The sequence below is a fragment of the Caballeronia sp. GAWG2-1 genome (assembly GCF_023631405.1).
Lineage (GTDB): Bacteria > Pseudomonadota > Gammaproteobacteria > Burkholderiales > Burkholderiaceae > Caballeronia.
On the sequence record NZ_JALQDD010000022.1, the window covers coordinates 164,804 to 188,807 of the forward strand.

General features: G+C 62.8%; 22 protein-coding genes and 1 pseudogene. 14 read left to right on the top strand and 9 right to left on the bottom strand.

All coding sequences use genetic code 11. The annotated features are described in order from the left end of the window. Positions 1–138 precede the first annotated feature (138 nt). The 6 genes from NCR98_RS13735 to NCR98_RS13760 all read right to left on the bottom strand — a co-directional run bounded on the left by NCR98_RS13735 (position 139) and on the right by NCR98_RS13760 (position 6,121). Positions 139–1,218: a CobW family GTP-binding protein gene (locus NCR98_RS13735; RefSeq protein ID WP_250509697.1), complete on the bottom strand. Its 1,080-nt coding sequence runs from the start codon at positions 1,216–1,218 to the stop codon at positions 139–141. Between the two features lie 133 nt (positions 1,219–1,351). Beyond that, positions 1,352–2,551: a class I SAM-dependent rRNA methyltransferase gene (locus NCR98_RS13740; protein WP_250526429.1), complete on the bottom strand. Its 1,200-nt coding sequence runs from the start codon at positions 2,549–2,551 to the stop codon at positions 1,352–1,354. Positions 2,552–2,591: 40 nt separating this feature from the next. Beyond that, positions 2,592–3,515: a tyrosine recombinase XerC gene (gene xerC, locus NCR98_RS13745; RefSeq protein ID WP_250526430.1), complete on the bottom strand. Its 924-nt coding sequence runs from the start codon at positions 3,513–3,515 to the stop codon at positions 2,592–2,594. Positions 3,516–3,522: 7 nt separating this feature from the next. After that, a complete protein-coding gene (locus NCR98_RS13750) occupies positions 3,523–4,236 on the bottom strand; it encodes a DUF484 family protein (protein WP_250526431.1) in 714 nt (237 codons plus the stop codon). Between the two features lie 36 nt (positions 4,237–4,272). Further along, positions 4,273–5,157, bottom strand: a complete 885-nt coding sequence (dapF, locus tag NCR98_RS13755) for a diaminopimelate epimerase (RefSeq protein WP_250526432.1) — start codon at positions 5,155–5,157, stop codon at positions 4,273–4,275. Between the two features lie 79 nt (positions 5,158–5,236). Next, on the bottom strand, positions 5,237–6,121 hold the full coding sequence (locus tag NCR98_RS13760) for a lipid A biosynthesis lauroyl acyltransferase (protein ID WP_244826664.1): 885 nt from the start codon (positions 6,119–6,121) through the stop codon (positions 5,237–5,239). A 279-nt stretch (positions 6,122–6,400) separates the two neighbouring features. Here NCR98_RS13760 and metK point away from each other — a divergent pair, with 279 nt between their 5' ends. Next, positions 6,401–7,588, top strand: coding sequence for a methionine adenosyltransferase (gene metK, locus NCR98_RS13765; protein ID WP_244826665.1), 1,188 nt, complete (start codon positions 6,401–6,403; stop codon positions 7,586–7,588). 100 nt (positions 7,589–7,688) lie between these two features. Here the strand turns inward: metK and NCR98_RS13770 are convergent, their stop codons facing one another. After that, positions 7,689–7,973, bottom strand: coding sequence for a hypothetical protein (locus tag NCR98_RS13770; RefSeq protein WP_250466308.1), 285 nt, complete (start codon positions 7,971–7,973; stop codon positions 7,689–7,691). A 378-nt stretch (positions 7,974–8,351) separates the two neighbouring features. Between NCR98_RS13770 and NCR98_RS13775 the strand changes: the two genes are divergently transcribed. Further along, positions 8,352–9,128: a phytanoyl-CoA dioxygenase family protein gene (locus NCR98_RS13775; protein ID WP_250492864.1), complete on the top strand. Its 777-nt coding sequence runs from the start codon at positions 8,352–8,354 to the stop codon at positions 9,126–9,128. Positions 9,129–9,142: 14 nt separating this feature from the next. Here NCR98_RS13775 and NCR98_RS13780 read toward each other — a convergent pair whose 3' ends face one another. Both NCR98_RS13780 and NCR98_RS13785 read right to left on the bottom strand, forming a co-directional pair. After that, positions 9,143–9,349, bottom strand: a complete 207-nt coding sequence (locus NCR98_RS13780; protein WP_244826668.1) for a DUF3185 family protein — start codon at positions 9,347–9,349, stop codon at positions 9,143–9,145. Between the two features lie 71 nt (positions 9,350–9,420). Then, positions 9,421–10,212, bottom strand: a complete 792-nt coding sequence (locus NCR98_RS13785) for a mechanosensitive ion channel family protein (protein WP_244826669.1) — start codon at positions 10,210–10,212, stop codon at positions 9,421–9,423. Positions 10,213–10,423: 211 nt separating this feature from the next. Between NCR98_RS13785 and mgrA the strand changes: the two genes are divergently transcribed. From mgrA to NCR98_RS13845, 12 genes and pseudogenes are all read left to right on the top strand, one after another. After that, on the top strand, positions 10,424–11,467 hold the full coding sequence (gene mgrA, locus NCR98_RS13790; protein WP_244826670.1) for an L-glyceraldehyde 3-phosphate reductase: 1,044 nt from the start codon (positions 10,424–10,426) through the stop codon (positions 11,465–11,467). A 490-nt stretch (positions 11,468–11,957) separates the two neighbouring features. After that, complete coding sequence (locus tag NCR98_RS13795; RefSeq protein WP_244826671.1) at positions 11,958–12,728, top strand: ferredoxin--NADP reductase; 771 nt, start codon at positions 11,958–11,960, stop codon at positions 12,726–12,728. A gap of 336 nt (positions 12,729–13,064) precedes the next feature. Next, on the top strand, positions 13,065–13,874 hold the full coding sequence (locus NCR98_RS13800; RefSeq protein ID WP_250526433.1) for a sensor histidine kinase: 810 nt from the start codon (positions 13,065–13,067) through the stop codon (positions 13,872–13,874). An 8-nt stretch (positions 13,875–13,882) separates the two neighbouring features. Then, positions 13,883–14,539 (top strand): response regulator, encoded by a 657-nt coding sequence (locus NCR98_RS13805; RefSeq protein ID WP_250492867.1) that lies wholly within the window; start codon positions 13,883–13,885, stop codon positions 14,537–14,539. A gap of 168 nt (positions 14,540–14,707) precedes the next feature. Then, the gene (gene bcaP, locus NCR98_RS13810) at positions 14,708–16,120 is read left to right on the top strand and encodes a branched-chain amino acid transporter BcaP (RefSeq protein WP_250466256.1); all 1,413 of its coding nucleotides are present in this window, start codon (positions 14,708–14,710) and stop codon (positions 16,118–16,120) included. 399 nt (positions 16,121–16,519) lie between these two features. Continuing rightward, complete coding sequence (locus NCR98_RS13815) at positions 16,520–16,996, top strand: (2Fe-2S)-binding protein (protein ID WP_244826675.1); 477 nt, start codon at positions 16,520–16,522, stop codon at positions 16,994–16,996. A 58-nt stretch (positions 16,997–17,054) separates the two neighbouring features. Continuing rightward, entirely contained in the window at positions 17,055–19,436 is a 2,382-nt protein-coding gene (locus NCR98_RS13820; RefSeq protein ID WP_250526434.1) for a xanthine dehydrogenase family protein molybdopterin-binding subunit, read from the top strand. Between the two features lie 13 nt (positions 19,437–19,449). Beyond that, positions 19,450–20,250 (top strand): FAD binding domain-containing protein, encoded by an 801-nt coding sequence (locus tag NCR98_RS13825; RefSeq protein WP_250526435.1) that lies wholly within the window; start codon positions 19,450–19,452, stop codon positions 20,248–20,250. A gap of 63 nt (positions 20,251–20,313) precedes the next feature. Further along, on the top strand, positions 20,314–21,210 hold the full coding sequence (locus NCR98_RS13830) for an AAA family ATPase (protein ID WP_250526448.1): 897 nt from the start codon (positions 20,314–20,316) through the stop codon (positions 21,208–21,210). Between the two features lie 2 nt (positions 21,211–21,212). Then, positions 21,213–22,397 carry a vWA domain-containing protein gene (locus NCR98_RS13835; RefSeq protein ID WP_350029511.1) on the top strand — a complete coding sequence of 395 codons (1,185 nt, stop codon included), beginning with the start codon at positions 21,213–21,215 and terminating at the stop codon, positions 22,395–22,397. Positions 22,398–22,415: 18 nt separating this feature from the next. After that, a pseudogene (locus tag NCR98_RS13840) lies at positions 22,416–22,966 on the top strand (SRPBCC family protein). Continuing rightward, positions 22,939–23,958 carry an XdhC family protein gene (locus tag NCR98_RS13845; protein ID WP_250466265.1) on the top strand — a complete coding sequence of 340 codons (1,020 nt, stop codon included), beginning with the start codon at positions 22,939–22,941 and terminating at the stop codon, positions 23,956–23,958. The pseudogene NCR98_RS13840 and the gene NCR98_RS13845 overlap by 28 nt, the downstream one beginning before the upstream one ends. Positions 23,959–24,004: the final 46 nt, after the last annotated feature.

The window sequence follows — 24,004 nt, forward strand, 5'->3', positions numbered from 1 at the left end:
TGGTCGCGACTACACACGCCGCACGAAAGTCACGCTACGAAAAACGCCGCGCGCGATAGGCCGCGGCGGCGTTTCCAGCTTTTCGCGCACGCTTCCTGAAGACGGGAACCGCGGCTATCAAGCGATATGCATGCCAATCTACTTGACGAGGCAGGCGTCGAGGCCGTCGAAAATTAGATCCTTCGGCAACTCGATACCGATGAACACCATCTTGCTGTTCTTCTTCTCGATCGGCATCCACTTGCTGGCGAGGTCGCTGCCCATCATCTGATGCACGCCCTGGAACACGACCTTGCGATCCACGCCCTTCATATAGAGCACGCCCTTGTAGCGCAACAGACGCTCGCCGTAGATCTGCAAGATGCCGCCCAGGAAGTCTTCGAGGCGGTTCGGATCGAACGGCTTGTCGCTGCGATACACGAACGACTTGATCTTGTCGTCGTGATGCGCGTGATGGTGATGATGATGCTCATGGTCGTGGCTATGATCGTGACCGCAAGTGGCGTGATCGTGGTCGTCGCCGTGATCGTGCGCGTGGTCATGGCCGTGATCGTGTTCGTGGTCGTCTTCCGCGAGGAAATCCGGGTCGATCTCGAGCTTCGAATTCAGATTGAAGCCGCGCAGGTCGAAGATTTCCTTGATGTCCGCATCGCCGAAATTGACGACGCGAATGGCCGCGCGCGGGTTCATGTGCAGCAGGCGATGCTTGAGCGCTTCGAGCGCGGCGGCATCGACGAGATCGGACTTGGTGATGAACAGGCGGTCTGCGAAACCGACCTGCCGCTGCACCACTTCGTGCTGGTCGAGCTGCGCGTTCGCGTGCTTTGCATCGACGAGGGTGATGATCGCGTCGAGCAGGAATTCGTCGGCAACCGTGTTGTCCATGAAAAACGTCTGCGCCACGGGGCCCGGATTCGCGAGACCCGTCGTTTCGATCACCACGCGGTCGAAATCGAGCGTCCCCGCCTTCTTGCGGTTAGCGAGGTCTTCCAGCGCACGCGCCAGATCGCCGCGAATCGTGCAGCAGATGCAGCCGTTGCTCATCTGGATGATCTGCTCGTTCGTTTCCTGCACGAGGATTTCGTTGTCGATGTTCTCTTCGCCGAACTCGTTCTCGATCACGGCGATCTTCATGCCGTGCTGCTCGTTCAAAATGCGCTTGAGCAGCGTGGTTTTGCCGCTACCCAGAAAGCCGGTCAGGATGGTTACGGGAATCATGGTGTCGCCTGTGTCCTTGTCTGTGTTCGGGGATTGCGCGGGCCGCGGCAGGCGCAATGAGTCGAATATTGAAACATATTTGCCGAACCGGTGCTCCGTGCGACCCGGTTACGTGGCCGCTAGATAAGGGCGCTCACGCAATTTGCAACAGCAGCCCTTTCAGGTATTCGCCTTCGGGAAAAGCCGTCAGCAAAGGGTGATCGACGCCCGCGCCGAGCCGCTTGAGGATGCGCGCATCGACACGCGCGTCCGACGCCGCGCCCGCGACGATCTTCTGGAAGAGGTCCGAATCGATCGCGCCGGAACACGAATACGTGCAGAGCAGCCCGCCCGGACGTAGCAGCTTGAAACCGCTGAGGTTGATGTCCTTGTAAGCGCGCGCGGCGCGCTCGACGCTTTCCTTCGACGGCGCGAACTTTGGCGGATCGAGCACGATCAGGTCGAAGCGCTGGCCTTCGTCGTAAAGACGGCGCAAGGTCTTGAACGCGTCGGCGTCGAGCCATTCGGCGCGTTCGGCGTCGAAGCCGTTTGCCGTGACGTTGGCGCGCGCCAGGGCGAGCGCGTCGCCGGACGAATCGACGGACACCACGCGCGTGGCGCCGCCCTTGAGCGCCGCGAGCGAAAAGCCGCCCGTGTAGCAAAAGCAGTTGAGCACTTCGCGGCCTTCCGCGTTTTGCTGAACCAGTACGCGGTTGTCGCGCTGATCGACATAGAAGCCTGTCTTGTGGCCGTGCATGACATCGACGTGATAGCGCACGCCGCATTCGTTCGTGATGAGCGTCTCGGGCGGCGCGTCGCCGGCGAGCACGCCGGTGGTTTGCTCGAGACCTTCCTTCTGGCGAATCGACACATCCGAGCGTTCGTAGACATTTGGACAGCCGGTGGCGTCGATGAGCGCCTGCACGATCGCCTCTTTCCAAGCTTCGACGCCCGTCGCCATGAACTGGCAAACGAGTTGCGCGCGCGCGCCTTCGTCGGCGACGTAGTAATCGACGATCAAGCCGGGCAAGCCGTCCGCTTCACCGAAAATGAGACGCGTGGCGCCGGTATCGCGCACCATCGTCTGCCGATGCGCGACCGCGCGCTGCACGCGACGCTTGAAGAACGCGTGATCCACAGGTTCGGCTTCGTCGAAAGACCAGACGCGCGCGCGAATCTGCGAATGCGGGCTATACGACGCGCGCGCCAGAAAGCGGCCGTCGGCCGCGCGCACGGCGACGGTCGCGCCAGGCGCGGGATTGCCGTCGATCCGCGCGATGGCGTTGGCGTAAATCCACGGATGGCGGCGAACGAGCGACCTGTCCTTCGCCGCTTTGAGCGTGATGGTATGCATGAGAATGTCAGGCGCGGGCGCTCATGCAAGCGCCCGCAGGTTAATCGCGCTTCTTCGCGCGCGGGTGCGCTGAATCGTAGACGCGAGCGAGATGCTGAAAATCCAGCGATGTATAGACCTGCGTGGCCGTGATGCTCGCGTGACCGAGCAACTCCTGCACGGCGCGCAGGTCGCCGCTCGATTGCAGAACATGCGTGGCGAACGAATGCCGCAACACGTGCGGATGTACGTTCGACGGAATGCCCGCGAGCAGCGCCATGCGCTTCACGCGCTCGCGCACCACGCCGGGCGCCATGCGGTTGCCGCGCACCGAAATGAAGAGCGCGTGCGGGTCGTGCTTGACGAATTCGCCGCGTACCGCGATCCACGCGCGCAAGGCATCGACTGCCTTGCGGCCGACCGGAACCGAACGCCGCCGGTTGCCCTTGCCGAGCACCGTCACTTCCTCGTGCGCGAGATTGAGCCAGCCTTGCGAGCGGTATTCGGCGGTCTCGACGAAATGCACGTCCAGCCCGACTAGTTCGGCGAGTCGCAAGCCGGACGAGTAGAAGAGTTCGAGAATCGCGTGATCGCGCGCGGCTTCGGTTGTGCCGGCCTGGGGCGCGTCCATGAGCGCCATGGCGTCATCGACGGAAAGCGCCTTCGGCAAGCTCTTCTCGCGCTTGGGCGCGCGAATGGTCGCCACCGGATTCGCGGGCATGTCGACTTGCTGCGCGAACCATCGATAAAACGCCCGCCACGCCGACAGCCGATGCGCGATGGAGCGCGACGACAGCCCCGCCGAATGCGCCCTGACCACCGCGCCGCGCATATCGAGCGCGGTTAGTGATTCGAGCGGACGGTCTTTGGCGAGCGCGCGCAGTTCGCTCAGTTCGTACGTGTAGCCACGCAAAGTGTGTTCGGACAGACGCCGCTCGTGTTCGAGCATCGAAAGATACGTGGCGATGGCTTCGGCGGTGTCCATGGCGATCTCAGTAAGGCATCAGACGGCTCAAAGCCGCGCTGGCCAATGCGCCGATCTGCGTGAGGAAGTCGGTCGCCATGCCGTCGTGAAAGCGGCGCGGATCGGGCGAGCCCATGACGAGCAGGCCGAAGGTGGGCGCATCCGGACCGGCTTGCGGATCGCGCAGGGCGATCAGCGAGATCGATTCGATCTTGCGCTGCGCGGCGCCTTCTCCGGCAACGGTCGTAGCCGACGCCGAGTTCGGCGCGCCAAGCCACTGCGCCGCCGCGAAGCCGCTGTTCGCGCCGCAATACGGCACTTCGAGGTTATTCGCGAAGATGCGCACTTCCTCGCCGACCTGACGTGCGAAGTCGGCCTGGCGATACCCTTCGTCGACATCCCAGACGCGCAGCGCGGCGTGCGGAACGTCGAAGACTTCGCACAGGCCGCGACTGATGGTCGAGGGCAACGCGTATGGATCGCGCTGCGCGATCACGCGCACGGTCCAGCGGTTGAACTTCGTCGAGATGCTGTCGTTTTCGTGGCCGTAGCGCAGCAGTTCGGCGAGGCGCCGTTCGAGTTGCTTGTTCTTGTCGCGCAGCATTTCCATCTGGCGTTCCTGCAGCGACACGGCGGACTTGCCATGCGGATTGGACAACCGGATCGTGCCGAGCAGTTCAGCGTGCTCGATGAAGAAATCGGGGTTGTCGAGCAGATAATCGGCGACTTCGCGTGGATTCATGGTCGATGGTCGTAATGATGCGATGCGTATGCAAACTCAGCCGGCGATGCGGTCGAGGTCGATCTCGCCTTCGAAAACCGTCGCGGCGGGTCCGGCCATGAAAAGCGGCGCGGATTCGTCGCGTGCGCCGTCCCAGCTGATGGTGAGCGTGCCGCCGTGCGTCTCGACGCGCACCGGCGTGTCGAGCACGCCGCGCCGGATGCCTGCCGCCACCGCCGCGCACGCGCCCGTGCCGCACGCGAGCGTTTCGCCCGCGCCGCGTTCGTAGACGCGCAGCTTGACCGAATGACGATCGACGATCTGCATGAAGCCCGCGTTGACGCGCTTCGGAAAGCGCGCGTGACGCTCGATCAGCGGACCTTCGACGAGCACGGGATACGCTTCCACGTCATCCACGATCTGCACGGCGTGCGGATTGCCCATCGAGACGACGGAAATCCAGCGCGGTTCATTCGCATAGCCGTTCAGATCGAGCGGCCAGAGCGTGTCGTTGCCTTCGTTGCGGCCTTCGAGACCGTGCGCGTCGAAAGGCACTTCGGGCGCATGAAACACCGGCGTACTCATGTCGACCGTCACTTCGCCATTGGCTTGCATGGTCAGCGTGATGACGCCGTTTTGCACCTGCACGCGCACGGTTGCAGCGTCGGTCAGCTTGCGGTCGCGCACGAACTTCACGAAGCAGCGCGCGCCGTTGCCGCAATGTTCGACCTCGCCGCCGTCGCAATTGAAGATGCGGTATTTGAAATCGACGCCCTCGATGGTCGGCTTTTCCACCAGCAGCAACTGGTCCGCGCCCACGCCGAAATGACGGTCGGCGAGCGCACGCACTTGCTGCGCGCTCAGATCGAGCGCCTGCGTGTAGCCGTCGAGCACGACGAAGTCGTTGCCCGCGCCTTGCATCTTGGTGAATTTGAGTTTCATGGCGCTATTGTATGTGAGCCTCACCGTCACGTTTCATGACGTTTCGCGACGATCTGCGCCACCACGGCGCTATGCGCGCTCAATAGAAGCCCGGCTCGCCCGGCGGACGCGTTTTGAAACGCTTGTGCACCCAGTAATACTGCTCCGGTATGTGCGGAATCTGCTCTTCGAGGAACTCGTTCATGCGGCGCGCGTCGGCTTCGTCGTCGCCAGTGGGGTAGTTCTGCCACGGCTCGAAAATCTTCAGCCGATATCCCTTGTAGTTCGGCAGCACCTCGCCGATGAACGGCACCACTTGCGCCTTGCCCGCTTTCGCCAGCCGGCCGACGGCCGTCAACGTACACGCCTGAATGCCGAAGAACGGCACGAAGGTGGAATTGCGCATGCCGTAGTCCATGTCCGCGCCGAGCATCACCGGTTTGCGGTCGCGCAGCCAGCGCAGCACGATACGCGCGCTGTCCGCACGGCTCGCCATGTCCGCGCCGAAGCGGGCGCGCTGCGCTTTCGCGATTTCCTCGACCTGCGGATTCGAGAACGGTTGATACAACGACCCGCATTGCCGATGCAGCGAGTAGTTCAGAAAGATCGATCCCGCCTCGATGCCGACGAAATGCAGGCCGAGAAAGAGCGTGGGCGGCAGGTTCGGGTCGGAGAGATCGACGGCGCTGTCCACCTCGATCAGTTTTTCGAGTTTCTTGGCCGAGCCGAACCACTGCACGCTGCGCTCCACATAGCTGCGGATGGCGTGGCGGAAATGCTGCTGTGCGACTTCCTCGCGGCGCTCGGGCGACCAGTCCGGAAAGCAGAGCGCGAGGTTCGTATGTACGATGCGCTTGCGTCTGCTCGGGATCTGATAGAGCAGCCAGCCGAGTCCGTCGCCGAAACGTGCCGTGATGCCGTAAGGGATGAGCGCCAGAAACTTGAGAAAGCCGAAGGCGAGCGCCACGCCAATGCGCCCTAACATGAGGTGCTCCAGCGAACAGACGGAGGTGAACTATGGACAGAAGATTGTTTCGGGACGAATGGGGACAAGCGTTCGGCTCAGTAAAAACACGGGAAACCGGTATAATAAGACCTTCGCCGAGTTAATGGACAACTTGCGGGGCGAAGCCGGCCGGCCTTCATGCAATCTGTGGAGAAGGGCTGGAGTTTAATGACATCCGCTAAAGCGTCGCCGCTTCAGACTCCGAACGAAGTCGGCTACGTGAGCAAACCACAACGTACTTTAATTGGAGTCTGAAGCGTGTCGAACGACTATCTGTTTACATCCGAATCCGTTTCCGAAGGCCACCCGGACAAGGTCGCCGATCAAATCTCCGACGCCATCCTCGACGCAATCCTGAGTCAGGACAAATACTCGCGCGTCGCAGCGGAAACGCTCTGTAACACCGGCCTCGTCGTCCTTGCGGGCGAAATCACCACGACGGCCAATGTCGACTACATCCAGGTTGCGCGCGACACCATCAAGCGCATTGGCTACGACAACACCGACTACGGTATCGACTATCGCGGCTGCGCGGTGCTCGTCGCTTACGACAAGCAGTCGCCGGATATCGCGCAAGGCGTGAACAAGGCGCACGACAACAACCTCGATCAAGGCGCGGGCGACCAGGGCCTGATGTTCGGCTACGCATGCGACGAAACGCCCGAACTCATGCCGCTGCCTATCCACCTTTCGCATCGTCTGGTCGAGCGTCAGGCGAACCTGCGTCGCGACGGCCGTCTGCCGTGGCTGCGTCCGGACGCGAAGTCGCAAGTCACCGTGCGTTATGTCGATGGCCGTCCGCATTCCATCGACACCGTCGTGCTTTCCACGCAGCACGCACCGGACATCGATCTCTCGGACCTGCGCGAAGCCGTGATCGAGGAAGTCATCAAGCCGACGTTGCCGGCGGATCTCATCAAGGGCGACATCAAGTTCCTGGTGAATCCCACGGGCCGCTTCGTCATCGGCGGTCCGCAAGGCGACTGCGGTCTGACGGGCCGCAAGATTATCGTGGATACCTACGGCGGCGCGGCCCCTCACGGCGGCGGCGCGTTTTCGGGTAAGGACCCGTCCAAGGTCGACCGCTCGGCTGCCTACGCCGGCCGCTATGTCGCGAAGAACATCGTGGCAGCGGGCCTGGCCTCGCGTTGCCTGATTCAGGTGTCGTACGCTATTGGCGTGGCGCGCCCGACTTCGGTCATGGTCAACACGTTCGGCACGGGCCGCGTGTCGGATGCCGAGATCACGAAGCTCGTGCTCGAACACTTCGACCTGCGTCCGAAGGGCATCATTCAGATGCTGGATCTGCTGCGTCCGATCTACGAGAAGTCGGCGGCTTATGGCCACTTCGGCCGCGAAGAGCCGGAATTCACGTGGGAAGCCACCGACAAGGCTCTCACGCTCGCGGAAGCCGCGGGCACGGAACCGGTCGCGAGCGTCGCATAAAGCGTCGTATTGGTTCGGCAGGCAAAACGAAAACCGGCAAGCATCGCGCTTGCCGGTTTTTTTTGTGCGTCGCTTTTATCGAAGCCCGCCGTGCGGGCCTTCAGCGTGCCGCGAATGCATACCAACCCGCGCTGCTAGCGGAAATGCGTCGCGGACGGCGGCTCGTGTGGGCCGCCGCCTGAGGCTTCGGCAGTGCGGGCGCGCGGGCTTGCATCGGACGGCGCAGCAGCGCTCTCAACGACACCTTGCGCGATGCCGTGCGCGCGCGAAGATTGAAGAAGAAGCCGCGAAACCACGAGCGAATGCCAACGACCGGATGCACGTGCATGAGCTGTTCCGCGAGCGCCTGAGTGCGCGCGGAATGGTGGCGCAGTGCGCGAACCACGCCGCGTCGGGCCGGGCGCGCGGCGTGTGAGGCAACTCGGGTCAGGCCGGAAGCGATTCGGTGGTTCATATCGGGAAGAGTCGGTTGCATGGAGGCAACTCGACGATAGTCGTCTCAAAAATAGCGATCAACGGATTCGATCCAACGAGCCTGCGGAAGTTGCACCGAATTGATGCAGGCAATGTACAGGACCATTATTACTCCGGTAAGTCCGCGTTTTCCCTGCTGAATGCCGGACGAAACGCCGGTCGCGCCGTTAAAGCGCAGGCCGAACGGGCTTTAGCCGCGCGTGAGATTTACAATCGTGCTATTCGCCCGGATGCCGGGTATTGCGATGGTTGAATGAAGTCACGTGAAGCCGTCGAGGTAAGAACTGAAATGTCCGAACACAATCCGCTTCAATCGAAATCAGAACAAGTGCGCGAATTGCGCAAGACGGGCTTCGTCGTCGTCAAGGGGCTGGTGCCTGAAGCGCGCTGCCAAGCGTTACGCGAAGTTGCGCGCCGCCAGTTGGCGGAGGCGGCGACGCCGCTCGAATTCGAAGCCGATCTGAAATACCCCGGCGCGCCCGATTCCCGGGACGCGCCCGGCGGACACACCGTGCGCCGTCTGCTTGACGCCTACGTGCGTGATCCGCTCTTCGCCGAGTTTGCGACATCGCCCGAGATTCGCGGCTGGATGGAGTTGTACTTCGGCGAAACGCCGTACCTTTCGCGTGCGCATCACAACTGCGTAATGACGAAGCATCCCGCTTACGGCAGCCTCACCGGCTGGCATCGCGACGTGCGTTACTGGGGCTTCGAGCGCGACGATCTGGTTTCGACATGGCTCGCAATCGGCGATGAAACCGTCGACAACGGCGCGCTGTGGTTCGTGCCGGGCTCGCACAAGCTGCCGTTCACGTCCGACCGCTTCGATGAAGCGAAATTCTTCCGCTCCGACCTGCCCGAAAACGCCGCGCTGATCCGCACGGCGGTTTCGCCCGCGCTCGAACCCGGCGATGTCGTGTTCTTCCACTGCAATACGCTGCACTCGGCGGGCAAAAACCTCAGCGATAAGGTGAAGTTCTCGCTCGTCTACACGTATCACGGTGCGAGCAACGTGCCGTTGCCAGGCACGCGGTCGGCCGCGAAACCGGAAGTGCCGCTCGTCTGAGCGCGTTTTGCGTTTTATCGGCGGGATGACGGCAGCGCAAGGCCGATCATTCCCGCGAGCGTGGCCACGACGCCGCCCGCGAGCAGCCAGATAGTCTTGTTCGTGGGCGAGCCGGTGAAAAAGCGCGATACGTCGTTACTCAACGAATGAAACGACTGGCCACCGAAATAAAGCAGCACGATGCCGCCGACAATCAACGCAACGGAAATCGCTCGGGTCATGGGCCAGGCTCGCGGAAGGTAAGGCGCGACAGGTTATTCAATCTTCCCGCTCGCGTCCAGTCGTCCCGGTTTCAGGTGATCTGCTCGCGCGTCAGCGGCTGAATCTTGCGCAGCAATTCGGCCTGCACGCTCGCGTGATCGCTCGCGCGCGTCCATGCGCCCACGTTGAACTTGACGCCGGTGTCGGTGTAATCCGTTACCGCGATCCACGGAGCGGACGGCGCTTCCTGCACAATACGCGGATCTTCGCTCACGAGCCGGCGCAATTCCTCGAGCACATGTTCGACCTTCTGACCGTGCGCCACCTGAAAGTTGAGCACCACGCGGCGGCGTTCGTTCGCGCTGTAGTTGGTGATGGGATTCGCCCAGATCGTGCTGTTCGGCACGAACATGACGATGCCGTCGGCCTTGGTGAGGCGCGTGGTGAAGAGACCGATCTCGTTCACGGTTCCCGCCGTGGTGCCGACGCCCTCGATGTAATCGCCCACGCGGAACGGGCGCAGCAACAACAGCATCAGTCCCGCCGCGATGTTCTGCAGCGTGCCCTGCAACGCCAGGCCAATAGCCAGTCCGGCCGCGCCGAGCACGGTCAGGATACTCGCCGCCGCGATGCCGAACTTGCCGAGCGCGGCCACGATGGCGACTACGCGAATGGCCCACATCGCCACGCTGGCGAGTACCGGCGTGAGCGTGGCGTCGATATGCGTGCGCCCGAGCGTGCGCCGCAGCGCGTTGGCGACGAAGTTCGAAATCCACCATCCGACAGCGAGAATCAGGATCGCCATGAGGAAGTCGATGCCATACGTCACGGCAAGGGCTAATAGGGAATCGTAGGCAGGGCGCAGCTTATCGATAGAGTTCATCGGTCAGATTCCTTCATTTGGGATTTGCATTGGTCCGGCGTCGGACCAGAACGTTCCCGCGTAGGCCGTCCGGACGAGGGTCGTACGGCTTGCGGCGGATTGGCTTAACATTGTCGGCCTCGACCGGCGGAGCGGCGAGCACGTGCCGCACAACGCCCGAACGCAGTCCCCGAAACCGATTCAGTCAACCAGCACGCAAAGGGAATTCGATATGGCATACGAAGCAGCTTCCGAGCGTTATACGCAGATGCAATACCGCACGTGCGGCAAGAGCGGATTGAAACTTCCTGCGTTGTCTCTTGGTCTGTGGCACAACTTCGGCGATACCACGCCCATCTCGACGCAACGCGAAATTCTGCGCACGGCATTCGATCTCGGCGTCACGCACTTCGATCTCGCCAACAACTACGGCCCGCCGTATGGCAGCGCGGAAACGAACTTCGGCCGGATCTTCAAGGACGACTTCCGGCCGTATCGCGATGAGCTGCTGATTTCTTCGAAGGCTGGCTGGGACATGTGGCCGGGACCTTACGGCAACGGCGGCGGTTCGCGCAAGTATGTGCTCGCGAGTCTGGATCAAAGCCTGAAGCGCATGGGCCTCGATTACGTCGATATTTTCTACTCGCATCGTTTCGATGCGGACACGCCGCTCGAAGAAACCGCAGGCGCGCTCGCCACCGCCGTTCATTCGGGCAAGGCGCTGTATGTCGGCATTTCGTCGTATTCGGCGTCGAAGACGCGCGAAATGGCGCGCTTGCTGGCCGAGCACAAGGTGCCGCTCTTGATCCATCAGCCGTCGTACAACATGCTGAATCGCTGGATCGAACACGAACTGCTCGATACGCTCGACGATCTCGGCACCGGCAGCATCGCGTTCACGCCGCTCGCGCAGGGCTTGCTTACGAGCAAGTATTTGAACGGCGTGCCGCAGGATGCGCGCGTGAACAAGGCGGGCGGCGGATCGCTCAAGCAGGAGCATTTGAGCGACGAGAATCTGGCGCATGTGCGCAAGCTCAACGAACTCGCGGAACGTCGCGGTCAGAGCCTCGCGCAGATGGCGCTCGCATGGGCGTTGCGCGGTGGCCGTGTTACTTCGGTGCTGATCGGCGCGAGCCGCGCGGAACAGGTCGTCGAGAACGTCGCCGCGCTGAAGAATCTGGAGTTCAGCGCAGAGGAACTCGCCGAGATCGACAAGCATGCGCAGGAAGGCGGCGTGAATCTGTGGGAGAAGCCGTCGACGGATCAACGCATCTGATCGCGTCGTCCCGCCGTTGTCCCGGCCCGACCGTCAGAAGGGTATTTTGGGATAATTGCGGAATCCGTTGCTATCATGCGGGCTCGGCGGCTTTTTGGCTGTGATTTGCGGCGTGTTCGACGCGCGTCTCCCGTTCTTCGCAATCATTCGCCAGGCCGAGCAGCCAGGTGCGCGCCGTCCCGCAAAGTCCCACGCGCGTCCAGCCAGTCTCTATGCCGCACGGCCGCGACACGACGGCAAATGTCGATCGGGTTAAAATGCTCGATTGCGCCGGGTTGTCCGGCTGGGTTGTCTGGTTTGCGCGCGTGCTTCGGCTCAAGTCTTGAGCAGGCCGCGTGATACCGAAGCGCCGACATCGGCCCATACGATCGTCCTTTTGCGTAGTAAAGCGCGGCAAAGTCTTTTCGATGCCCGTTCCCGCCAGAGCATTCGGCTGGCGGCGAGCGGCACCGCGTCATCGCATCATCGTTCTCGCACAGTCCAAGAAGCCATGAGCAACCTTAATTCTCAAACCGTTCTGAGCGTCCACCACTGGACCGACACGCTCTTCAGTTTCACCTGCACTCGCGATTCGTCGTTCCGCTTCGAGAACGGTCAGTTCACGATGGTGGGCCTCGAAGTCGAAGGCAAGCCGCTCTTGCGCGCCTATAGCCTCGCGAGCGCGAACTACGAAGAGCATCTCGAATTCTTGAGCATCAAGGTGCCGGACGGCCCCCTGACGTCGCGCCTTCAGCATTTGAAAGTGGGCGATCCCGTGCTGATCGGCAAGAAGCCGACGGGCACGCTCGTCGCCGACAACTTATTGCCGGGCAAAACGTTGTGGCTGCTTTCGACGGGCACGGGCCTCGCGCCTTTCATGTCGATCATCAAGGACCCGGACGTCTACGACCGCTTCGACAAGATCGTGCTGACGCACACGTGCCGTTTCGTCGATGAGCTCGCGTACAAGGACTTCATCACCGAGCACTTGCCGGCGCACGAGCATATCGGCGAGATCGTGTCGGAGAAGCTCGTGTACTACCCGACCGTCACGCGTGAAGAGTTCGCGAATCGCGGCCGGATCACCGACCTGATCGAAACGAAGAAGCTGTTCGCGGATTTGTCGGTCGATCCGTTCTCGGTTGAAAACGACCGCGTGATGCTTTGCGGCAGCCCGCACATGCTGCGCGACACGCGCGAGTTGCTCGACAGCCTTGGCTTCAAGGAAGGCAGCAACAATCATCCGGGACATTATGTGGTGGAAAAGGCTTTCGTCGGCTGATTCGACTGCTGTTTGTCCTGTCGAAAAAACCGGTGCTTTCGTGCGCCGGTTTTTTTTCGCCCCGATTCGCCGGGGTATTGTTACAAATTGGCGGCCTGTGGCCACGACCCCGGGTCGTCAGCGAATAGTGACAATGTTTGCCAAACGGCATGAGGTTCACGTCTGAAAGCCTTGTCCGGTATGGCTTTATGATAATTTTGAGATATGATTTCGCAACGCTCAGACGGATGACGCAACGATATCGTCCGTCGTCGATGTTACGGAGTGTAAATTTAGTTACGCCGCATGCGTCTTCTGGCGACGTAGCTCTAGTTGCGCTCACTTGGGAGACATTGAATGAACTCGTCGGCCAAAATTCCGCCTGAAACACGCAAGGCGCCGCGCGCGTCCGCTTCGCTAGTCTCCGTGCCGATCGACGCACGCCTCAAGAGCGATCGCCAAGTGCGCAGTCTCGCGGCGCGCATCGACGAACTCACCACGCAACTGGCCGCCATCGAAGCGCACACGCGCGGCACACTCGCGCAGGACTTGCACGACGAGATGGGCGCCGTGCTGACCGCCGCCAACCTGGCGATTTCCCGCGCGCAATACTGGCTTCCCGCCAATGCCCCCGCCGCTTGCGCCGATGCGCTTCGCCAAGCGCGCGACTGTATCGCGGAAGCAGGCGAAGCGAGTCATCGAATCGTCGAGAACTTGCAAGCGCCGCCCTTCGACACGGGTTTCACCACCGGACTTGCCGACTGGATCGCCACCTTCGGCGCGCGTGCCGCCATTCATGTCGATTTCGTCTGCCCCGACGATTCCCGCTTCGACGATCTCCCGCCCGGTCTCGCCGTCGCTCTTTTACGTGTGATGCAGGAAGCGTTGACCAATGTCGCGCGCCACGCCCGGGCGACGCGCGCGCGGGTTAGCGTAGAGCGTGACGCGCAAGGCGTGACGCTCGTCATCGACGATGACGGAATCGGCATGACGCCCGCCGCGCGCCGCAAGACCGGCCGCTTCGGCCTGCCCGGCATGCGTGCGCGATGCGAGGCGTTCGGCGGCAGCATGCGCGTCGCTGCATCGGAGATGGGCGGCGTCGCGGTGCACGCGCGCATTCCGCTGGCATGCCCGCCGCGTCTGGTTCGGCGCGCGGCCAACGCCTGAGGCCGCGCATGGCGCTGCGCATCCTGCTCGCCGACGACCACGCCATCGTGCGCCGTGGCGTCGCGCAATTGCTGATCGAGCGCGAGCTGGCCTCGGAGGTGATCGAAGCCGGAACCGGCGTGCAGGCGCTCGCACTCGCCGCGCGCCACGCGCCCGACGTGGCGATGCTCGACATTTCGCTTCCCGATGTAAACGGTCTAGACGTACTCAAGCGCCTGAAGCGCGACATGCCGCGCCTGCCCGTGCTGATGTTTTCGATGCATCGCGAAGATCAATATGCCGTGCGCGCGCTCAAGGCCGGCGCGGCGGGTTATCTCTCGAAGACGGCGGACCCTGCGCTCATGATCGGCGCGATTCAGCAAGTCGCGGCGGGCCGCAAATACGTGAGCCCGGAAATGGCGGAAGCGCTTGCGAACTACGTTTCGCTTGGTTCGGAGCGCATGCCGCACGAGCAACTCTCTGACCGCGAATTCCAGACGCTGTGCATGCTGGCTTCGGGCAAGCGGCTCACGGACATCGCACACGCGCTTTCGCTGTCGGTGAAAACAGTGAGCGTTTATCGGGCGCGCTTACTCGACAAGATGCAGCTTGCGAACAACGCCGAACTGACCTTCTATGTGATGAGCCATCGCCTCATCGACATGAACCCGGCAATAGCGGGCTGAAAAGTCCCGGAATTTATCTTAAACAAGATAAAAAACGAACGATCTGTAAAAATTGCGCAAGGATAGGGCGTCCCATGCTCGTTCTTTGGGCATGCTTCCAGTCTCCGCTAAACTATCGGGTTTTCCCGAGGTACGGTGCCTTTGAGCGCCTTTAGGAGACTCACCGCAATGTCGTTGTTCCGCAAGAAAAACATCGAGCACATGCTGGCTGCCACCCACAGCACGTCGCTCAAGAAGACTCTGGGCGCGCTCGATCTCACCTTCCTTGGTATTGGCGCCATCATCGGCACCGGCATTTTCGTGCTGACGGGAACCGGCGCCGTGCAAGCCGGCCCGGCGCTCATGGTTTCGTTCATTGTCGCGGCGATTGCGTGCTGTTTCGCGGCGCTTGCCTACGCCGAGTTCTCATCGACTATACCGGTTGCCGGTTCCATCTATACCTATTCGTACGCCACGCTTGGCGAACTGGCTGCGTGGATCATCGGCTGGGATCTGATGCTCGAATACGGGCTTGCCACTTCCGCCGTGTCAGTCGGATGGTCGGGTTATCTGCAATCGCTACTGTCGGGCTTCGGCATCTCGCTGCCGACCGTACTGACCGCCGCGCCCGGCGCGTTGCCCGACCACGTCACCTATTTCAACCTGCCTGCATTTCTGGTGATGATGGCGATCACCGCGCTCTTGTCGGTCGGCGTGAAGGAATCCACGCGCGTGAACAACATCATGGTCGCGATCAAGGTGACCGTCGTGTTGCTGGTGATCGCCGTGGGCGTGTTTCATGTGACGCCTGCCAATTGGCATCCGTTCATGCCGAATGGCTGGTCGGGCGTGTTCGGCGCGGCGGCGGTGATGTTCTTCGCGTTCATCGGTTTCGATTCGGTGTCGTCCGCCGCCGAGGAGGTGAAGAACCCGAAGCGCGATCTGCCGATCGGCATCATTTCGTCGCTGGCCGTGTGCGCGGTGTTGTATGTCGCCGTCGCGGCGGTCGTGACGGGCATCGTGCCGTCGGCGCAGTTCGCGGGCGTTTCGCATCCGGTTTCGTATGCGCTGCAAGTGGTCGGACAGAACTGGGTCGCGGGTTTCATCGACTTAGGCGCGGTGCTCGGCATGCTCACCGTGATCCTCGTCATGAGCTACGGCCAGACGCGCATCATCTACGCGATGTCGCGTGACGGGCTCTTGCCCGCGCGGCTCTCGAAAGTTCATCCGCGTTACTCGACGCCTTTCTTCACGACCTGGCTCGTCGGCATTTTCTTCGGGCTGATCGGCGCGCTCGTTCCGCTCAACGTGCTGGCGGAGCTCATCAACATCGGCACGCTCGCGGCGTTCTCGATGGTGTCCATCGCCGTGCTGATCCTGCGCCGCACGCATCCGGACTTGCCGCGCGCGTTCCGCTGTCCTGGCGTGCCGGTGGTGCCCATTCTCGCGGTGGCGTCGTGCCTGTTTCTCATGCTCAATCTCAAGGCGATGACGTGGGTCGCGTTCGTCGTTTGGCTGGTGATCGGCCTCGCGATTTATTTCGTCTACTCGCGCCGGCATTCGGTGCTCGGTCGCGCGCAGGCTTCGAAAAACGTGCTGTAAGGCGTCTTGCGCGCCGGTTGCATGAACGCCGCCTTCGGGCGGCGTTTTTATTTTCAGAGCCGCAAGCGAAGACGAGCGCAGACAGGCAAACGCATCCACCGGCAAGTAAGCCCAATAGCTACGCTCGCCGATTTGTGCTTTACTCGGCTCTGCAAACATGAACGCGCATCACACGATTTCCCAGCCAAACGCTCACAGCAGCAGGTCGGCAGGTTCAGGACGTGGTTGACGTGAGTGGCGAAGCAAGCGAGTGGCGTAAGGCTGGTCCATCCCCACAGCAGTCGGTCTGCCGTGACCGGAATAGAAGCGGATAGCTTCGCTTCGAGTCGTCGCAGAGAAACTGCACGAGGCCCGCGTATGGAGCAAAAAAGCTCCGGCCGGGTCGCAAAGGAGACAGTAATGACGCTCAGCATCAGCCTGACGGTCAACGGCAAACCCGTGACCGCCAACGTCGAACCGCATCTTCTGCTCGTCCAGTTTCTACGCGAACAACTCAGGCTCACCGGCACGCACATTGGCTGCGATACCGCGCAGTGCGGCGCGTGCACCGTGCATCTCGAAGGGCGCGCGATCAAGTCGTGCAACATCCTCGCCGCGCAGGCCGACGGCATGGCGGTGACGACTATCGAAGGCATGGCGAAAGACGGCGAGCTTCATCCCATGCAGGCGGCCTTCAAGGAATGCCACGGTCTGCAATGCGGTTTCTGCACGCCGGGCATGGTGATGAGCGCGAGCGCACTCGCCGCGCAGTCTCCGGATCTCTCCGAAGAGGAAGTGCGCGAGCAGCTCGACGGCAATCTGTGCCGCTGTACGGGCTATCACAACATCGTCAAGGCGGTCCTGCAGGGCGCGCAATCCATGAGGTCGGGCGGCTAGAAACACTAGCTGCACTCTATCGATCGATCCGGATTTCGCGCCTATCAAGGAGACCGCGATGAATGCCCCTGAGCAACAGAAACTGATTGGCGCTGGCATCAAGCGCAAGGAAGACTATCGCTTCCTGACGGGTGCCGGCCAGTACACCGACGATGTCGTCCTTCCACAGCAAAGCTACGCCGCGTTCCTGCGCTCGCCTCACGCGCACGCGAAGATTCGCGGTATCGACATGGAAGCGGCCAAGGCTTCGCCGGGCGTGATCGCCATTTTCACGGGCAAGGATCTTGCCGGCGAAAATGTCGGTGGCTTGCCGTGCGGCTGGCTGATCCACAGCACCGATGGCTCGCCGATGAAAGAGCCGCCGCATCCCGTCATCGCGAACGAAAAGGTGCTGCACGTGGGCGATCAGGTCGCGCTCGTGGTCGCCGAATCCATCAAGGAAGCGAAGGACGCGCTCGAACTCATCGAGGTCGATTACGACGTGCTGCCCGCCGCGGTCGATACCGGCAGCGCCGCCGGCGACGGCCAGCCGCAAGTGCACGACAGCGTGCCGAACAACGTCTGCTACAACTGGGGCCACGGCGACAAGGCCAAGACCGACGCCGCCTTCGCGCAGGCCGCGCACGTGACGACGCTCGATATCGTGAACCAGCGCCTCGTGCCGAACGCGATCGAACCGCGCGCCGTCAACGCGAGCTATTCGAAGCACGACGAAAGCTACACGGTCTACGTCGCGAATCAGAACCCGCACGTCGAGCGGCTGCTGATGGCGGCGTTCGTACTGTCGCTGCCGGAATCGAAACTGCGCATCATCGCGCCGGATGTGGGCGGCGGCTTCGGCTCGAAGATTTTCCTGTACCCGGAAGACGTGGCGCTGACGTGGGCGTCGAAGAAAGTCGGGCGTCCGATCAAGTGGACGGCCGAGCGCTCCGAAGCGTTTCTCTCCGACGCGCATGGCCGCGATCACGTCACCAAAGCAGAACTCGCCATCGACAACGACGGCAAGTTTCTCGCGATGCGCGTGCACACGACGGCGAACATGGGCGCGTATCTGTCGACGTTCGCCTCGTCGATTCCGACCGTGCTCTACGCGACCTTGCTCGCCGGCCAATACACCACGCCCGCGATCTACGCCGAAGTCAAAGCGGTCTTCACCAACACCGTTCCCGTCGATGCCTATCGCGGCGCGGGCCGTCCGGAAGCGACCTATGTCGTCGAGCGGCTCGTCGAAACGGCGGCGCGCGAATTGAATATCGATCCGGTCGAACTGCGCCGCCGCAACTTCATTCGCGAGTTTCCGTACGCGACGCCGGTCGGCCTGACCTACGACGTCGGCGATTACGACGCGTGTCTGAATCGCGCGCTCGAACTCGCGGACGTGCAAGGCTTTGCCATGCGCAAGGCGGAATCGGAGAAAGCGGGCAAGCTGCGCGGCATCGGCTATTCGTGCTATATCGAGGCGTGCGGGCTCGCGCCTTCGAATGTCGCGGGGGCGCTCGGTGCGCGGGCAGGCTTGTTCGAGGCGGGCGAAGTGCGCGTGCATCCGACCGGCTCGGTCACGGTTTTCACCGGCTCGCACAGTCACGGACAAGGGCACGAAACGACCTTCGCGCAAGTGGTCGCGGACCGGCTTGGCGTGGATATCGACAACGTCGAGATCATTCACGGCGACACGGGCCGCATTCCGTTCGGCATGGGCACGTATGGCTCGCGCTCCATTTCGGTCGGCGGCTCGGCGATCATGAAGGCGCTCGACAAGGTGGAAGCGAAGGCCAAGCAGATTGCCGCGCATCTGCTCGAAGCAGCGGTGGAGGACATCGAGTTCAAGAACGGTACGTTCCGCGTGGCGGGCACGGACCGCACGAAGAGTTTCGTCGATGTCTCGCTTGCCGCCTACGTGCCGCACAACTTCCCGCTGGAAACCATGGAGCCGGGGCTGAACGAAAACGCGTTCTACGACCCGACCAACTTCACTTATCCGTCGGGCGCGTATGTCTGCGAAGTGGAAGTCGATCAGGACACAGGCGAAACGCGTATTCAGAAGTTCACGGCGGTCGATGACTTCGGCAACGTGATCAACCCGATGATCGTCGAAGGGCAAGTGCATGGCGGGCTCGGCCAGGGAATCGGCCAGGCGATGCTCGAGCGCTGCGTCTACGACGACACCACCGGCCAGTTGCTCTCAGGCTCGTATATGGATTACGCGATGCCGCATGCCATCGACTTGCCGAACTTCACCGTCGAAACCGCGAAGGGCACGCCGTGCTCGCACAATCCGCTCGGCGTGAAGGGCTGCGGCGAAGCGGGCGCAATCGGCTCGCCGCCCGCCGTCATCAACGCGATTCTCGATGCCCTCGCGCCGCTCGGCGTGAAGGATTTGCAGATGCCCGCGACGCCCCATCGCGTGTGGTCCGCAATGCACGCCGCCCAACGCGCCTGAACGGAGAACGAACATGTACGCATTCGACTATCAACGTCCCGGCGAGACTCAGGCTGCGGTTGCCGCGCTTGCCGCCAACGGCGATGCCAAATTCCTCGCGGGCGGCCAGAGCCTCTTGCCGACCATGCGCTTGCGGCTCGCGCAGCCATCGGCGCTCGTGGATGTGACGCGCATCGCGTCGATGAAAAGCATCGCGCTCGATGGCGGCAAGCTGATCATCGGCGGCGCCATGTGCCACGCGCAGGTTGCATCGGACGAACAGGTTCGAAAGGCGCTGCCCGGTCTCGCCGATCTGGCTGGCCGAATCGGCGACAGACAGGTGCGCGAGCGCGGCACGATTGGCGGTTCGCTTGCCAACGACGACCCCGCCGCGTGCTATCCGGCCGCCGTGCTTGCGCTGAACGCGACGGTGGTGACGGATCGCAGGCGCATTGGCGCGGATGAGTTTTTCATCGACATGTATCAGACCGCGCTGGAACCGGACGAGTTGATCGTCGCGGTGGAAGTTCCGCTCGCCGAGCGCGCCGCGTACGAAAAGTTTCGCAACCCTGCTTCGCACTTCGCGCTCGTCGGCGTGTTCGTTGCAAAGCATGAAGACGGCGTGCGCGTTGGCGTGACGGGCGCGGCGTCTTCCGTGTTTCGTGCGGCCGAGCTGGAGGCGGCGTTGTCGAAAGACTTTTCCGTCAGCGCGGCGCGAGGCGTGAAGATCCTGCCCGGCGAACTCAACGATGACATGCACGCGAGCGCGGAATATCGCGCGCATCTGATTCCGGTGCTGGCGGGCCGGGCGATCGAACGCGCCAACTCGTTCTAGGCAGCACGTCGAAGTCATTCAGCAACCAAGCGGCGGATTTCGAGTCCGCCGCGCCTTCCCATGATGCCGAACGAGCCGGATTCCATCGACGAGACGCTCGCGCGACTGCGCGAGCATCAATACTTCGCGAACCGCGAGCTCGCGACGGCGCTTTTTCTCGCGCTGAAAATGCAGCGGCCGCTCTTTCTCGAAGGCGAACCGGGCGTCGGCAAGACCGAACTCGCGAAAGCGGCGGCGGGTCTGTGCGGCACGACGCTCTTGCGCCTGCAATGCTACGAAGGTCTCGATACGGCGAGCGCGCTCTACGAATGGGACTATCCGCGTCAGATCATGGCGCTGCGGCTCGCGGAAGCATCGGGTGAAACAACCTCGAACGATTCGCTGTATCGCGGCGAGTTTCTGTTGAAGCGTCCGTTGCTTCAGGCGCTGCTGCCCGATCCTTCGAACGCGAACGCGCGGCGCGTGTTGCTCATCGATGAAATCGATCGCGCCGACGAGCCGTTCGAAGCGTTCCTGCTCGAACTGCTGTCGGACTTTCAGGTGTCGATTCCCGAGTACGGCACGGTGCGCGCCACGCATCCGCCTCTCGTCGTGATGACCTCGAACCGCACGCGCGAAGTACACGATGCGCTCAAGCGCCGCTGTCTTTATCAGTGGATCGGCTATCCCGCGCGCGATGTCGAGCTCGAGATCGTCGCGGCCCGCGCGCCGGAAGCGAGCCGCGACTTGCAGGCGCGAGCGGTCGGCTTCGTGCACGAGTTGCGCACGCTGGATCTGTTCAAGGCGCCGGGCGTCGCGGAAACCATCGACTGGTGCCGCGCGCTCGCGGCGTTGTCGGTGTCGGAACTGGACCCGCAGTCGGTGCGCGACACGCTCGGCGTGCTGTTGAAGTATCAGGACGACCTCGCGCGCATGGACGCCGACACGCTCGCGCAATGTCTTTCGGCGGCGCGGTCTTAGCGATGGAAACCATCGCGCGCAACGTCGTGCACTTCGTCAGGCTGCTGCGCGGCGCGGGCCTCGGCATGTCGCCCGCGCATGCCGTCGATGCCATCGACGCGCTGCGCTTCATCGATCTGCGCCGTCGCGACGACGTGCACGCGACGCTCGCGTGTCTGCTGGTTCACGCGAGCGACGAGCGCGGCATCTTCGACGCGGCCTTCGATCTCTTTTGGCGCGATCCCGACTGGGAAGGCAAGCTGCGCATGCTGTTGCTGCCGAAAGTGACGAACGGCATGCCGCCGCCCAAACGCAACAACCGTCTCGCCGATGCGCTCGCCACGCGCGCGGTGTCATCGGCTGAAACGAAGCGGGAAGGCGCGACCCCGGAAGCGCACGCGCGCTTCTCGTTCAGCGCGCGGGAACGCCTGAGCCAGCGCGATTTCGATACCCTGAGCGCCGACGAATGGCGCACGCTGCGGCATCAGATTCGCGCGCATCGGCTGCCGCTTGCTAGCGAACCGACGCGCAGGCTCAAGGCGGCTTCGCGCGGCACGCATGCCGACCTGAAGGCGAGCGCACGTCACGCGGTTCGTTCAGGCGGCGACTGGACCGTGTGGAAATACCGCGCCGTCGTGGAACGCCGGCCGCCGCTCGTCTTGTTGCTCGACATATCCGGCTCGATGAGCGCATATTCGCGCGCCGTTCTGTACTTCTGCCACGCGCTTTTGCAATCGCGCGAGCGCTTGCAGGTGTTTCTGTTCGGCACGCGTCTGACCAACGCCACGCGCGCGTTGCGTGAGCGCGATCCGGACGTCGCGATTGCCGCGCTCGGGCTTCAGGTCGCCGACTGGTCGGGCGGAACGCGCATTGGCGGGGCGCTCGCCGAGTTCAATCGACGCTGGGCGCGCCGCGTGCTTGCAGGTCGCGCGACCGTTCTTCTCGTCACCGACGGCCTGGATCACGAGGCCATCGACGTGCTCGAAACCGAAATTGCGCGGCTGCATCGTTTCGCGCATCGGCTGGTGTGGCTCAATCCGCTTCTTAGATTCGCCGATTTCACGCCGCGCGCCCGAGGCGTGCGCGCGATCCTGCCGCACGTCGATGCGATGCTCGCGGCCCACAATCTCGACAGTCTCACCGCTGTCGGACGGGAACTGGCGGCGGCGCACGGCCGGCACGATTCAGGCGCGCGTCGCGTCCCGTGAGTTTCAGGGAGACGAAAAATGGAACTGTCCGAAACGCATGTCTTGCCGGTGCCCCAGGCGCGGGCGTGGGAAGCGCTCAACGACACGGAGATTCTGAAACTTTGTATCCCCGGCTGCGACAGCATCGACGCGGAAGGCGAGAATGCGTATGCGGTCGCGATGACGGCGGCGGTCGGCCCGGTCAAGGCGCGCTTCAAGGGCCGCATGGAACTGACGAATATCGACGCGCCGAAGACGTACACCATCGTGTTCGAAGGGCAGGGCAGGGCGGCGCGGCCGGTTTCAGCAAGGGCAGCGCGACGGTGAACCTGGAACCGGGCGAGACCGCCGACACCACCAGGCTCACTTACAGCGCGAATGCGCAGGTGGGTGGCAAGCTGGCGCAGATCGGCTCGCGGCTCGTGGATGGCGCGGCGCGCAAAATCGCGGGCGAGTTCTTCAAGCGCTTCAGCGCGCAATTGCAGGGCGCAAGTGGACCGGCGAATGAATCGGCGGACGCTGAAAACGGCGGCGACGCAGGGCAGGAACAGGGAAAGAAATCATGGACAGCGTGGATCTCGAAGTCTTGAAAAACAGCGCGCGATGGCTCGATGAAGGTCATCGCGCATTGCTCGTCACGGTGGTGAAGACGTGGGGCTCGTCGCCGCGCCCGGAAGGCGCCATGCTCGCCGTGCGCGCCGACGGCCACGTGGTCGGATCGGTGTCGGGCGGGTGTATAGAAGACGATCTGATCGAGCGCGTGCGGCAACGCGGTATCGAGCAGACGAAGCCGGAAGCGGTGAAGTACGGCATCAGCGCGGAAGAAGCGCATCGCTTCGGCTTGCCGTGCGGCGGCACGATTCAGCTCGTGCTGGAGCCGTTGACGAAGGACAGCGGCATCGCGGAACTGTGCGCGGCGGTGGAAAGCGGGCGGCTCGTCGCGCGCACGCTCGACATGGCGACCGGCCGCGCGCGTCTCGAACCGGCGCAAGCTACCGATGGCGTGCTCTTCGACGACGCCACGCTGCTCACCATCCACGGGCCGCGCTATCGCATGCTGGTGATCGGCGCGGGGCAGTTGTCGCGCTATCTGTGCAGCATCGCGGTGGGGCTGGATTATCAGGTCACCGTCTGCGATCCGCGCGTGGAATACACGGACGAGTGGAACGTGCCGGGCACGACCATCGTGCGGACCATGCCCGACGATACCGTGATGGACATGAAACTCGACGAACGCTGCGCGGTCATCGCGCTGACGCACGATCCGAAGCTCGACGATCTCGCGCTGATGGAAGCGCTGAAAACGCCTGCCTTCTATGTCGGCGCGCTGGGATCGCGGCGCAACAACGCCGCGCGGCGCGAGCGCCTGAAGGAGTTCGATCTCAACGAAGCCGAACTCGCGCGACTGCACGGGCCGGTGGGCATTTATATCGGCAGCCGCACGCCGCCCGAGATCGCGGTGTCGATTCTCGCGGAAGTCACGGCGGCGAAGAACGGCGTGTCCTTGCCGGAGTTGCTGAAGGTGGAAGGCGCAAAGGCCGCGCGGGAAGTCGCGGGAAGTGGCGAGGTGTGTGGCGTTTGAGTTTGGCGACCCCGAATTCGCAAGCTCAGGCCCGCATTGCGTGCGG